Annotated in this window: 9 protein-coding genes and 5 tRNA genes; 6 read left to right on the top strand and 8 right to left on the bottom strand. The window is 43.2% G+C overall.

Annotated elements, in window-relative coordinates; genetic code table 11:
• Positions 1–98: 98 nt before the first annotated feature.
• From MS_RS02320 to gltX, 5 genes are all read right to left on the bottom strand, one after another.
• A complete protein-coding gene (locus MS_RS02320; protein WP_011199674.1) occupies positions 99–1,940 on the bottom strand; it encodes a DEAD/DEAH box helicase in 1,842 nt (613 codons plus the stop codon).
• An 84-nt stretch (positions 1,941–2,024) separates the two neighbouring features.
• Positions 2,025–2,999, bottom strand: a complete 975-nt coding sequence (gene nlpI, locus MS_RS02315) for a lipoprotein NlpI (protein ID WP_011199673.1) — start codon at positions 2,997–2,999, stop codon at positions 2,025–2,027.
• Between the two features lie 179 nt (positions 3,000–3,178).
• Complete coding sequence (pnp, locus tag MS_RS02310; protein WP_011199672.1) at positions 3,179–5,293, bottom strand: polyribonucleotide nucleotidyltransferase; 2,115 nt, start codon at positions 5,291–5,293, stop codon at positions 3,179–3,181.
• A gap of 340 nt (positions 5,294–5,633) precedes the next feature.
• Positions 5,634–5,709 (bottom strand) — tRNA-Ala (locus tag MS_RS02305).
• A 79-nt stretch (positions 5,710–5,788) separates the two neighbouring features.
• The gene (gene gltX / locus MS_RS02300) at positions 5,789–7,231 is read right to left on the bottom strand and encodes a glutamate--tRNA ligase (RefSeq protein ID WP_041639542.1); all 1,443 of its coding nucleotides are present in this window, start codon (positions 7,229–7,231) and stop codon (positions 5,789–5,791) included.
• Between the two features lie 194 nt (positions 7,232–7,425).
• On the opposite strand from gltX, the gene MS_RS02295 reads away from it, so the two are divergent.
• The 6 genes from MS_RS02295 to brnQ all read left to right on the top strand — a co-directional run bounded on the left by MS_RS02295 (position 7,426) and on the right by brnQ (position 10,222).
• Positions 7,426–7,501, top strand: a tRNA-Val gene (locus tag MS_RS02295).
• A gap of 38 nt (positions 7,502–7,539) precedes the next feature.
• A tRNA-Val gene (locus MS_RS02290) sits at positions 7,540–7,615 on the top strand.
• A 39-nt stretch (positions 7,616–7,654) separates the two neighbouring features.
• Positions 7,655–7,730 (top strand) — tRNA-Val (locus tag MS_RS02285).
• A 100-nt stretch (positions 7,731–7,830) separates the two neighbouring features.
• Positions 7,831–7,906, top strand: a tRNA-Val gene (locus MS_RS02280).
• 142 nt (positions 7,907–8,048) lie between these two features.
• A complete protein-coding gene (locus MS_RS02275) occupies positions 8,049–8,840 on the top strand; it encodes a glycosyltransferase family 32 protein (protein WP_011199669.1) in 792 nt (263 codons plus the stop codon).
• 74 nt (positions 8,841–8,914) lie between these two features.
• Complete coding sequence (brnQ, locus tag MS_RS02270) at positions 8,915–10,222, top strand: branched-chain amino acid transport system II carrier protein (RefSeq protein ID WP_011199668.1); 1,308 nt, start codon at positions 8,915–8,917, stop codon at positions 10,220–10,222.
• A 27-nt stretch (positions 10,223–10,249) separates the two neighbouring features.
• Here brnQ and recF read toward each other — a convergent pair whose 3' ends face one another.
• From recF to dnaA, 3 genes are read right to left on the bottom strand one after another with little or no spacing between them, the layout of a single operon-like run.
• A complete protein-coding gene (gene recF, locus MS_RS02265) occupies positions 10,250–11,332 on the bottom strand; it encodes a DNA replication/repair protein RecF (protein WP_011199667.1) in 1,083 nt (360 codons plus the stop codon).
• Positions 11,333–11,368: 36 nt separating this feature from the next.
• The gene (dnaN, locus tag MS_RS02260; protein ID WP_041639540.1) at positions 11,369–12,466 is read right to left on the bottom strand and encodes a DNA polymerase III subunit beta; all 1,098 of its coding nucleotides are present in this window, start codon (positions 12,464–12,466) and stop codon (positions 11,369–11,371) included.
• A gap of 16 nt (positions 12,467–12,482) precedes the next feature.
• Positions 12,483–13,856 (bottom strand): chromosomal replication initiator protein DnaA, encoded by a 1,374-nt coding sequence (gene dnaA / locus MS_RS02255; protein WP_011199665.1) that lies wholly within the window; start codon positions 13,854–13,856, stop codon positions 12,483–12,485.
• Between the last annotated feature and the right edge of the window lie 31 nt (positions 13,857–13,887).

Genomic DNA, 13,887 nt, shown 5'->3' with positions numbered 1-13,887 from the left:
TGCGGTCAAAAATCCGAAAGTTTTTTACTCGTCCTGACAAATAATTTGCCGTCAAACACAAATAAAGGAGCCAAGGCTCCTTTATTTGTTGTCAGCTATTAACTGCGACGATCCCTACGGTCTCTGCGATCATTACGTTCTCTGAACTCTCTGCGAGGCGCCCGCTCATTAAAAGAGCGGTTTCCTCTGTCATTAAAGCGACGTTCTTCACGTCTAAAACCGTTATCACGACGATCATTACGGCGACCTTCATGACGTTCACGACCTACGGTTTCACCGGCTTCACTTACAAATGTCATACGCATTTGTTTGTTTAACACACGAGCCTTACCGAAAACCTGTAATAATTCTTTCGGCATACCTTGTGGTAATTCTACCGTTGAATATTCATCATAAAGTTTAATATGACCGATATTACGGCTGTTAATATCGCCTTCATTGGCAATCGCACCGACAATATGACGAACATCAACACCGTCCGCACGACCGACTTCAATACGGTATAAATCCATCGGTTGAGGATTGCCGTAACCGCGGCGCTCTTCCGGACGACGTTCACGACGATCACCTCGCTCTCCGCGACGATCATCACGTTCGCGACGACCGCGTTTTTCCATCGGCGGCTCAGGCGGAAGAATTAATTTCTGTTTGCCTTGTAATAACATCAACATTGCGGCCGCAATGTCTTCCTGATCCTGATCCGGAGTAAACAGACCTTCTAATAATAAACGATATTGTTCTAAATCATGATGTTCCAATTGTTTGGTAATTTTCGCTTTGAATTTTTCACGACGGCGAGCCTGTAACGCTTCGTGATTCGGTACGTCCACTTCTTCAATCGGTTTTTTCATTAAACGCTCGATATTACTTAACAAACGGCGTTCGCGCGGCTCTACAAACAAAATTGCGCTACCGGAACGACCCGCGCGACCGGTACGACCGATGCGGTGAACGTAAGATTCCGCATCTAACGGAATATCATAATTAACCACCAAACTAATACGTTCAACGTCCAAACCGCGAGCTGCAACATCTGTTGCCACTAAAATATCCAGGCTACCGTTACGTAAGCGATCTAAAGTCTGTTCGCGCAGTTGCTGAGTCATATCGCCGTTTAATGCGGCGGCACGGAAACCGTGTTTTTCCAATAGTTCGGTAACGTCTAAAGTACCGGTCTTAGTGCGGGTAAAGATAATGGCTCCATCAAAATCTTCCACCTCAAGAAAACGCAACAAGGCTTCATTTTTACGATAACCGCGCACATACCAACAACTTTGCGCAATATCCGGATTAGTGCGTTGAGTAGATTGAATTTTTACCTCTTGCGGATCCGTCATAAAACGTTTGGTTATACGGCGAATCGGTTCCGGCATGGTTGCCGAGAAAAGCGCGGTTTGATGTTGTGCCGGCAATTCCGCCATCACGGTTTCCACATCATCAATAAAGCCCATACGCAGCATTTCGTCCGCTTCATCCAATACGATGAACTTTAACTCGGAAAGATTTAAGGTGCCGCGGCGGATATGATCTAAAATACGGCCCGGTGTTCCGACTACAACCTGTGCGCCCTGGCGTAATGCGCGTAATTGGATGTCATAGCGTTGACCGCCATAAAGTGTCGCAATGTGAACGCCTTTTGCATTTTTAGTAAATAGTTCACAAGCTTCCGCTACCTGAATTGCAAGCTCACGGGTTGGCGCCATCACCAGCATTTGCGGATGTTTTTCTTCTATATCAATTTGCGCTAACAATGGAAGTGAGAATGCCGCCGTTTTACCGCTACCGGTTTGCGCCATACCTAACACGTCACGACCGTTTAATAAATGCGGAATACATGCTTGTTGAATTGGTGAAGGCGTTTCAAACCCCATGTCGGAAACAGCAGAAAGAATGAATTCAGGCAGGCCTAAATCCCCAAAAGTGATTTTAGTTTCAGTCATTAAAAATACTCGAATAGTAAGTAAGGAAAGCTCAATGCTTTCTTTGTGTATATAAAATTTGTTGAGAAAAAATGAGTATGTAAATTACTCGGCATCTAATTCCTTCGAATTCGGCGCCTGAGTTGTTTTCACTCTTTGTACAACAGCTTGTTCCGTTTGTTCGCTATTTGTCTTTAATTTAGCGAGCTCAAACAAAGCAAAACGATACTCAACAAAGTTATACACCTGATTCGCCATGGCTAATTTAAACAACGTTTCCGCTTCTTCCGCATGGCCTGCATTGAGTTTTTGTTTTGCTAGATAAAAGTAAGTTTCTGTTAAAATTTCCGCATATTGCGAAGACTGCGGATCAACAAAAACTTTCGCTTTGTCTAAAAGGTCTTTAACAGAAATCTCGTTCAGGTAATACTGAACAATATAGGTTCCCCAGTATTCGGTGGAAAGATCTTTCGCTCTCCGAGCCAAATTTTGTGTTGCCTCATTTGGTTTGAATTTCAATTCGTTAATATATAACCATAACGCGCGATAAGGATCGTCTTTTTTTGCTTCGTAGAATTTTAATAAATCCTGCTGAGCAAGGTTGTAACGTTCCATATAATAGAAATCTAAACCACGGTTTAAATAGGTATAATCATAATTCGGATCTAATTCCAACACCGCATTAAACGCTTCTAATGCACTGTCGTAATCTTCATCCAACAACAAATATAGACCTAAATAATTATAAATTGCAGGCGATCTCGGCTGCAACGCTAAGGCTTGAGTAAAATCATAACGGGCAAGCCCCCATAAACCGAGGCTATCATATAGTACTCCCCGTTCAAAATAAAGATCCGCTCGCTCATTTTTACTTAATTGTCCGATAATCAGCATTTGACTAATGCGCACAATCATCACTTCCTGATCAAAATGCACATTTGGGTATTGTTCACCGAGGATAATTTTATTTTTAGACACAAAAACATCATCCGCGCCATTAACACAGCCGGATAATGCAAATGCAAAAAATAAACCGGGTAAGAATACTACGAAGTTAAACAACTTTTTCAGTTGTATCATTGCCGATAAGCCCTAGCCAGACAAAAGTGAGATAAAAATGTTAAATTTATGACCGCACTTTATAATAAATAATAAAAGTGCGGTAGAAAAATACAAATTTTTATGTCGGTAAAATTTACCTACATCTCACAAAGGATAAATAACCGGTTAACTCCGGTTATTTATTAACTTTAGAATTACTATTGTTCAACAGATAGTTCTTGAGATTCTTCTTTTGAACCAAGGTCTCTCATAGTTAAACGGATACGACCCTGACGATCGATTTCCACCACTTTAACCTGAACTTCTTGACCGACTTGAAGATAATCACTTACTTTCTCAACGCGTTCTTCCGCAATTTGAGAAATATGAACTAATCCTTCTTTGTTGCCAACGATAGCCACGAAAGCGCCGAAATCCGCAAGACGGGTCACTTTACCGGTGTAAACCGCGCCCGCTTCCACTTCGGCGGTAATGTCTTCAATCCGCGCCATCACGGTTTTCACCGCATTGCCGTCAACAGCGGCGATTTTCACCGTACCGTCATCATCAATATCGATAGAGGTACCGGTTTCTTCGGTTAACGCACGAATCGTCGCACCACCTTTACCAATCACGTCTTTGATTTTCTTCGGATCAATTTTCATGGTGTAAATACGCGGTGCGAATTCGGAAATTTCCGCACGTGGCGCCGAAATCGCTTGTTCCATTACACCTAAAATGTGCATACGCGCACTTTTCGCCTGGTTCAAAGCAATTTGCATAATTTCCGGCGTAATACCTTCGATTTTAATATCCATTTGAAGTGCAGTCACACCGGTACGGGTACCCGCTACTTTGAAGTCCATATCGCCTAAATGGTCTTCGTCACCTAAAATGTCGGAAAGCACCACAAATTTATCGTCTTCTTTCACCAAGCCCATGGCGATACCCGCTACGGCGGATTTAACCGGCACACCGGCATCCATCAACGCCAATGATGCGCCGCAAACAGACGCCATTGATGAAGAACCGTTTGATTCAGTGATTTCAGACACTACGCGAACCACATACGGGAATTCGCTGATGCTTGGCATTACAGCTGCCACACCACGTTTAGCTAAACGACCGTGACCGATCTCACGACGTTTCGGCGAACCGACACGACCCGTTTCACCTACAGAATACGGAGGGAAATTGTAGTGGAATAAGAAAGTATCCTGGCGTTCGCCCGTTAATTCATCAAGAATTTGCGCATCGCGTTCCGTACCTAAGGTAACCACCGCTAATGATTGGGTTTCACCACGGGTAAAAATTGCCGAACCGTGGGTGCGCGGCAACACGCCGGTGCAAATGTCTAAGGCGCGCACCGTGTCAACGGTACGACCGTCAATACGCGGTTCGCCGGCAATGATACGTCCGCGCACGATTTGGCTTTCAAGTGCGGTGAAAATATCAACGATTTTGCCTTCGCTAACTTCTTCATCTTCCGCTGTGATTTGTGCAATCACATCCGCTTTAATGGCGTCGATTTGTTCGTAACGCACTTGTTTTTCAGTGATGCGGTATGCGTCACCCAAACGGTTTTCGGCGATTGCTTTCACTTTGCTGATTAATGCTGAATCCGGTTCCGGAGCAACCCAGTCCCAGCGAGGTTTACCAGCTTCCGCCACAAATTCTTTAATGGCTTCAACCACAACCTGTTGCTGTTGATGACCGAACACCACCGCAGCCAACATTTGCTCTTCAGTTAAAATATCCGCTTCGGATTCCACCATTAACACAGCTTTGTCCGTACCCGCAACCACTAAATCCAAACGGCTTTGTTTTTGTTCCGCCATGGTTGGGTTTAATACGAATTGATCGTTAATGAAACCGACACGTGCCGCACCGATAGGACCGTTGAAAGGCACGCCGGATAATGAAAGTGCCGCTGAAGCGCCGATCATCGCCACTAAATCAGGGCTGATCTGCGGATTGACAGACACTACTGTCGCAATGATTTGAATTTCGTTTAAGAAACCTTCAGGGAACAACGGACGAATCGGACGGTCGATTAAACGCGCGATTAACGTTTCGCCTTCGGAAGGACGACCTTCACGTTTAAAGAAACCACCCGGGATTTTACCTGCCGCATAAGTACGTTCTTGATAATCTACGGTTAACGGGAAGAAATCCTGACCTTCTTTTACATCTTTCTTTGCCACCACGGAAACAAATACCGTAGTATCGTCCATACTTGCCATTACGGCTGCCGTTGCCTGACGGGCAATAGCGCCGGTTTCCAATGTTACGGTGTGTTGACCGTATTTAAATTGTTTTACAATTGGATTCACTATTTTTTCCTTTTATATTAATAAGTTATTCTGCTTTATTTTCCAAATTGCGACTAGCAAAAATAATCTTTATCATTGATAAAAATCACTTTTGATAGCCGCACGCTAAAACGGAAAACAAAACTGACGTATTATACAAGGGTTTTTCGTTTATTGGTAATAATTTTACTCAATAACCGACCTATAAGATAAACTAATTCGGAGAATAAAGAAATAATTGCAAAATTTCGCATTTTTCAACCGCACTTTTTCACGATAAAAGTGCGGTTAATTTTTACGGAATTTTGAACGTAACACGCAAAAACAAAAAAGCCTTGAAATAAATTCAAGGCTTTAAATTTGGTGGAGATAATCGGGATCGAACCGACGACCTCTTGAATGCCATTCAAGCGCTCTCCCAACTGAGCTATATCCCCGTATGCGGCAAGTATCATAATAACTTGCCGCACTTGCTGTCAACAACTAATCAAAAAGATTGAATCAACAGGTTAAATATTAAGCGTTTTTTGCCTTAATAAAGTCAATTGCCTTTTGGATTCGGGCAAGCACGCGCTCACGGCCGATGCCCGCAAGGGTAACGTCCATTGAAGGCGATTGACCGGCACCGGTCACCGCAACGCGCAACGGCATACCTACTTTGCCCATCCCCACTTCCAATTCGGCGGCCGTTTGTTCAATGGCTTCATGGGCCGAATGAGCGTCCCAGCCGGAAAGTGCGGTCAATTTTTCTTTTACTTTTTCTAAGGGTTCGACAGCTGCCGCTTTGAGATGTTTTTTCGCCGCCGCTTCGTCAAATCCGTCAAATTCTTCAAAGAAATAACGGCTCGATGCGGCCATTTCTTTTAAGGTTTTACAGCGTTCGCCCAACATTGATACGATTTCGGTTAAAGCGGGACCCTTTGAGGTATCAATGCCTTGCTCCTGATATTGCCAGGCTAAATGTTGCGCCACATATTCCGCCGGTAATTCGCGGATATAATGTTGGTTCAACCATAACAATTTTTCCGTATTGAAAGCACTGGCGGATTTGCTCACGTGTTCAAGTTCGAATAATTTGATCATTTCTTCCAACGTGAAGATTTCCTGGTCGCCGTGTCCCCAACCTAAACGCACTAAATAGTTTAATAAGGCTTCCGGCAAATAACCTTCGTCACGATATTGCATAACGCTTACCGCACCGTGACGTTTAGACAATTTCTGGCCGTCATCGCCGTTAATCATGGAAACATGAGCGTAAACAGGAATAGGCGCGCCTAATGCTTTTAATATATTGATTTGGCGGGGCGTGTTGTTAATGTGATCTTCCCCGCGCACCACATGGGTAATACCCATATCCCAGTCGTCCACCACCACACAGAAATTGTAGGTCGGCGAACCGTCGCTACGGCGGATGATCAGGTCGTCCAATTCATGATTGCTGATTTCAATACGGCCGCGCACCGCATCTTCAAACACCACGGAACCTTCCTGCGGATTTTTGAAACGCACCACATGAGGCTCATACGGGCTATGCTCGTGATCATGTAAACAATGGCGGTCATAACGCGGTTTTTCTTTGTTCGCTTCTTGCTGATGACGCAATTCTTCCAAACGTTCTTTCGAACAATAACAGCGATAAGCGAGGCCCTGTTCGATCATTTGATCGATCACCTCGTTATAACGGTCGAAACGTTCGGTTTGGAAATACGGACCATGTTCCCAAGTCAGATTAAGCCATTCCATTGCGTCTAAAATTGCGGCTGTGGCTTCCGGTGTGGAACGCTCTAAATCCGTATCTTCGATACGCAATACAAATTCCCCGTCATTGTGTTTCGCATATAACCATGAATAAAGTGCGGTACGGGCGCCGCCTACGTGCAAATACCCCGTCGGGCTCGGCGCAAAACGAGTACGCACTTTCACATTGGGATCTAAATTAAATAATGCTTTTAATTCCATTTCTATAACCTTAAATTTGGATATCACAAAATTGTCCGTATTGTACTACGAGTTTCCTGATTCTTGTAAGGAAAGTTTTTGCAATTATTAACACAAAAGGGCTTTTTATGACTATTTTTACAACAATTACGCATTTTTTTGTAAAAATGGGTTGACTGAAAACAGATAATATTTATAATGCCAACCCACAACACGGGCGATTAGCTCAGTTGGGAGAGCACCTCCCTTACAAGGAGGGGGTCACTGGTTCGAGACCGGTATCGCCCACCACTTTCCAAGTGTTTCGTGTTGTATGCTTAAACTGACGAGGGCGATTAGCTCAGTTGGGAGAGCACCTCCCTTACAAGGAGGGGGTCACTGGTTCGAGACCGGTATCGCCCACCACTCTTTTAGTTTAAGTACCCAAGATTTTAAATCTCAAGTGGGCGATTAGCTCAGTTGGGAGAGCACCTCCCTTACAAGGAGGGGGTCACTGGTTCGAGACCGGTATCGCCCACCACTTTTGATTTAAAATGACCTACTAATTTTGACATTTATGTACAATTCATTATCAAATCGCCAATATCGGATAATGTAACGCGACAAAAGTCAAAATCGCAGGGCGATTAGCTCAGTTGGGAGAGCACCTCCCTTACAAGGAGGGGGTCACTGGTTCGAGACCGGTATCGCCCACCACTTCTTTTCCGTTATTGATATCTTTAAACTTACTAGCCTGTATAAATATTATCTATTCGACCTATTCTTTTTTGTCAGGTTAATTTTCTTCTTACGGAAGAAATGGTAAAGTAGATAAAAATTTTTTGTCTTTGGTGAGCTAATGAATAAACCAATTAAATACAAACCGCTTATTTTTTTGTCCAATGGCGTACTACGGTTACTTGGTAACATCATTAAAATTCTCAGTTATCCGTTTCATGCGATTTTTCCCAAAAAACGCTTTACGATTCCTGAATTCAGTCCCGCGTTCCGTCCGTCAAATAAGCAGAGTAAAATCAACAAAACTATTTGGCAAACTAACTACAGTAACAAAGTTACCCTACCGGTGTATTGCAACTATTTGGTAAACAGGGCTTTATCCTGGAGCTATGAATATCGTTACGTAAGCACGGAAGCACGTGAAGAATATATTAAAGCAAATGCCGACACCCGGGTTTATGAGGCTTACAGCAAATTAACCGATGGTGCGGCGCAAGCCGACTTTTGGCGGATTTTCACATTATATAACGAAGGCGGCGTCTATATGGATATTGACGGACACTTAGTTTGGTGCCTCGCTGATATCATTGATGAAAATGATACGGAAGTGGTGATTACCCGTCGGGATAAATACACTAACTTTTTCCTGGCAAGCGCCAAAGGTAATCGATTTCTGAAAGATACGTTAGATATTATTGTAAATAATATCGAGCAACGAAAAATTGACGGCGGTGTATTCACTTTAACGGGCCCTACTACGTTAAATATGGCGTTAAAAGGTAAAAATGTAAATTCACGTCGCGATAAATTTACCTGTGCGCAAGGAACCTTTACCAATGAATATTTCCAGTACATGGATAAAAAGAAAGGTAAATGGAATCACACAAAAAATGAAGATTTGCTAAAAAAATAGTTAACTTGTGATTAGGGGCGTTTTTTAAACGAAATCACAATTTTCAACTATAAAAATTACTTTTATAATTAAAAATGAATAAGAATACATTTATCGTCGGTTTCACGCTTTTTGCTATTTTCTTTGGCGCCGGCAATTTAATCTTCCCGCCGAAATTGGGATTAGAAAGTGGCTCTGAATTTTGGTCTGCAATCACCGGCTTTATTTTAAGCGGTGTCGGTTTGCCCTTATTAGGCATCATAGTCAGCGCTTTTTATGAAGGAGGATACAAAACCGCCACTACTAAAATCAGCCCTTGGTTTTCCGTTATTTTCCTTATGGCGGTTTATCTCAGCATCGGGCCGTTTTTTGCAATTCCTCGTACAGCAGCAACTTCTTACGAAATGGCGATACTGCCTTTTATCGGTAAAAGTTCCTCGCTTTCCATGCTGATTTTCACGCTGTTTTATTTCGCTATCAGTTTATGGTTTGCCTTAAATCCGTCGAAAACCGTTAGTCGGATCGGCGCTATTTTAACGCCGATTCTGTTATTCGCTATTTTAGCCTTAGTGGTAAAAGCCTTTTTTATCCTGATCGACAATGATCCTTCCGAGGTTATCTTTACCCTGCGAGAGTCCAATAACAGTTTCCTCTTTACCGGCATTATCGACGGCTACCTCACAATGGATACGCTGGCATCCATTGCCTATTCCGTTATTGTTATAGCGGCGATTCAATCTAAAGGTATAAAACACGGTAAAGAGCTGACCAAACAAACGTTATTAGCGGGAATTGTGGCGGCTATCGCGCTGGCCGCAATTTATCTGGCTATCGGCTGGATTGGCAATCGTGTCCATATTTCCGCAGAAACAATAAGTCTGTTGCAAGAGAGAAATCAGGATATCGGCACTTATATTCTTAATAAAATCACCGCTCAGGCATTCGGTAATTTCGGGCGTTCTCTACTAGGGGTGATTGTGAGCCTTGCCTGTCTAACCACAGCCATCGGATTGATTGTTTCGGTAAGTGAATATTTCAATGAAATTTATCATAAAATTTCATATAAAACTTACGTGATTATTTTCACCCTAATCGGTTTTATTATTGCAAACCAAGGATTGAGCGCCGTAATCAGTAAATCCGTACCGATTTTATTGGTGCTTTACCCGATTTCCATGACTATCATTCTATTATTGTCGGTTAACATTTTCGTTAAAGTGCCGTTAGTCGCCCAACGACTCTCTATCGCCTTAACAACGCTGGTATCAATCGGTTCTGTTGCCGGCTTGGAACAAGCAAATAACTTGCCGTTAAAAGACTACTCCATGGAATGGATCCCTTTTGCCGTAACCGGCGCTTTGTTAGGCTGTTTAATTCATGTTTTTTACAAATCGGAAAGCTAAGGGCTGTTTATCTTTTATAAACAAACCCTAGAGTAATTGTTCAATTTGCCCGTTAACCACCTGAAAAGTGCGGTGTTTTTCAGGCTGCATTTGTTTCAACTGTTCCGGCGAGATAGCCGTTACAAAAACTTGCGAATTGCTGTTTTGTAAACGTTGTGCCAGCAAGGCACGTTTAGTTTCGTCAAGCTCCGAGGCAAAGTCATCAATCAAAAAAATGCAATGGCGATTTTTTTGTGCCATTAAATGCTCGCCTTGCGCCAAGCGCAGCGCACACATCAACAGTTTTAATTGCCCGCGGGAAAGCACGTCTTCCACCGGCAAGCCATTGGACTTAAAGCGGAAATCGGCTTTTTGCGGCCCGGAAACCGTATAACCTATGGCTTTGTCACGTTCAAAATTTTCCGTTAAAAGCTGAGCATAATCCGTATCTTTCTCCCATCCTTGATGAAAACTCACATGAATATCTAATTCCGGTAAAAAAAGCCGACAGGTTTGCTCTATTTCGGGGCTCAGTGCCTCCGCATAATCAGCACGCCATTGGCTGACCTGATGAGCAAGCTTGGCAAGCTCCATATCCCAGGGTTTCAACATATTGTAATCATAGGTTTGATTCAACGCCGCATTGCGCTGCTTGAGCAAACGGTGAAGAGCGGACCAGGCGGAATGAAAATTAGGTTGATGATGAAAAAGCCCCCAATCAAGAAAGGCTCTACGATAACTCGGACCGCCATTAAGCAGGGTTAAGCCTTCGGGTGTGATTATTTGCATAGGAAGAAGATGAGCGAGATCCGAGATTTTATTACCGTCTTCGCCATTAATTTTAACAATGGTATTACCGTCTTTACGCTGTTTTTGCAACCCGACGGACCATTCGTGCTGCAGCTCCCGAATACGCCCGTGCAGGGTAAAATGCGGTTGGTCGTAACGAATAACCCGGGTTGTAACCGAGCTTTTGAAAGAACGACCGTGCCCAAGATAAAAAAGCGCTTCCAGCAAACTCGTTTTGCCGCTGCCGTTGTTTCCCACCAAAAAGTTAAAGCCGTGGTCAAATTCCAGATCCACGGCTGAGATATTTCGGAAATTTTCAACAATAAGACGAGCAATTGCCATATTAACTCAAAAGTGCGGTCGTTTTTTCGGAAATTTCTATAAACGCATTGGCATGATTACATATTCGGCGCTGGCGTCTTCGCAATTTTCAATTAAACAACTTGATGAAGCATCGGTTAAGCGCATACGAACACGCTGACATTTCAAGGCATTCAGCACATCAAGAATATAACTGACATTAAACCCGACTTCCATTTCATTGCCGCTGTAAGACACATCAATGATTTCTTCCGCTTCTTCCTGTTCCGGGTTGGTGGCGGTAATCTTCATTTGATTCTGATCCAGTTGTAAACGCACGCTACGGAAACGTTCGGTCGAAAGAATAGCGGCACGGACAAAGGCTTGCTTTAATACATCCCAATCCGCTTCCAGAATATGATCCGCATTACGCGGCAACACTCTGCGATAATCAGGGAAACGTCCGTCGATTAATTTTGACGTAAACACCACATTAGCCAACTGCACACGCAGATTATTGGTGCCGATTTGCAAACGCGCCGGCGCATCGGTCGCCTCCAATAAACGCGCCAATTCCAACACGCCTTTACGCGGCACAATCACGGAATGGTTCTGTAAATCCTGTTCCAGCGCAATAGTGCAAACCGCCAAACGATGACCGTCCGTCGCTACGGTTCGCAGCAAATTACCTTCCGTTTCAAATTTCATACCGTTTAAAAAGTAACGGGCATCCTGATTTGCCATAGAAAATTGAGTCGCCTCAATCAGACGACGTAAAGTCGCCTGTTCGGTAGTAAAATCCACTTCCGATTGCCAATCCGCCAGATTCGGATATTCCTCCGCCGGCAATGTGGCTAAATTAAATTTCGTTCTTGCCGAACGCACAATGGCACGCTCTTCTTCAAATGTCACATGAATTTCTGCCTCATCCGGCAAACTGCGGCAAATATCCAAGAATTTTTTTGCCGGAATGGTAAATTTACCTTCAGTGCCCGAAATAAGCTTCGCCTGCGTAGAAAGCTCGACTTCTAAATCCGTTCCGGTGATGGTTAAACAATCATCGGCAATCTGCAATAACACGTTATTTAGCACCGGAATATTCGGGCGGCTACTTAATACGCCACATACCTGTTGTAACGGTTTTAAAAGATTATCTCTTGAAACAATAAACTGCATAGCTCTTTCCCTCATATTATGCGGATAAAGTGCGAATTAAATTCGACCAGTCTTCCTGTATATTATTGTCATCATCACGCAAAGCGGCGATTGTACGACAAGCATGCAATACCGTTGTATGATCACGGTCGCCAAAAGCTTTACCTATTTCAGGTAAACTACGGTTAGTCAGTTCTTTTGCCAATGCCATCGCCAGTTGACGGGGACGGGCAATAGAACGGGAACGGTTTTTAGATTTCAGATCGGAAACTTTAATACGATAATATTCCGCCACCATTTTTTGAATGTTTTCAACGGTAACCAATTTATCCTGCAACGCCAGCATATCTTTTAAAGTTTCTCGCACGAAATCAATGGTAATTGCTTTTCCGGTAAAATCGGCATTCGCATGAACCCTGTTTAACGCCCCTTCTAACTCGCGGACATTGGTACGCAATTTTTGCCCGATAAAAAACGCCACTTCTTCAGGCAGATAAATGTTCTTTTCTTCCGCTTTTTTCATCAGAATCGCCACCCGGGTCTCTAAATCCGGCGGTTCGATAGCAATACTTAATCCCCAGCTAAAGCGGGATTTCAGACGATCATCAATTTTTTCGATCTCGCGAGGGTAACGATCCGAGGTTAGAATAATTTGCTTCTCACCTTCAAATAACGAATTGAAAGTATTAAAAAACTCTTCCTGAGTTCCGTCTTTTCCGGCAAAAAACTGAATGTCGTCAATTAATAAGGCGTCTAAACTGCGGTAGAATTTTTTAAAATTTTCAATACGTTCCGCTTTAAGGGCTTTTACATATTCCTGTACGAAACGTTCCGCATGGATATAAACCACCCGGGCATTAGAATTGCCCGCAATAATACCATTACCTACGGCGTGTAATAAGTGGGTTTTACCCAGACCTGTGCCGCCGTATAAAAATAACGGATTGGCGGATTTATCGCCCGGTCTGTTCGCTACTTTTTGCCCCACCGCCCGGGCAAGTTGATTTGATTTACCTTCAACAAAATTTTCAAATAAATGATGCTGATTTAAATTCGAACGAAAAGCCGCCTGCGGCTCGTTTTCCGGCATTGGCGCACTATGTTGTACCGGCGTATTGGCAATTTCCTGTTGAGCGACAACTTTTCTTGCCGCCGGTTTAGAACCTTCCTGTACCTTAATAACAAGATCCGTATTATTGCTAAGATCCTGAGCTATTTTTGTAATTTGTGCCAAATAGTTGTTTTCCACCCAACTTTTCACAAACATATTTGATGCATAAAGCACAATAGTATTCGGCATACTGGTATCCGCCTGCAATGGTCTGAGCCATAAACCAAAATCCGACGAAGAAATTTGATCTTGCAGTTGTAATAGGCAATTTTGCCAAAGTTGAGACAGGTCGCGTTCCATTTAATTAATACTTATCTTTTTTTATGATGAT

The sequence above is a fragment of the [Mannheimia] succiniciproducens MBEL55E genome (genome assembly GCF_000007745.1).
Lineage (GTDB): Bacteria > Pseudomonadota > Gammaproteobacteria > Enterobacterales > Pasteurellaceae > Basfia > Basfia succiniciproducens.
Note: the sequence above shows the minus strand (reverse complement) of the source record. Positions and strands in the feature narration are given on the sequence as shown.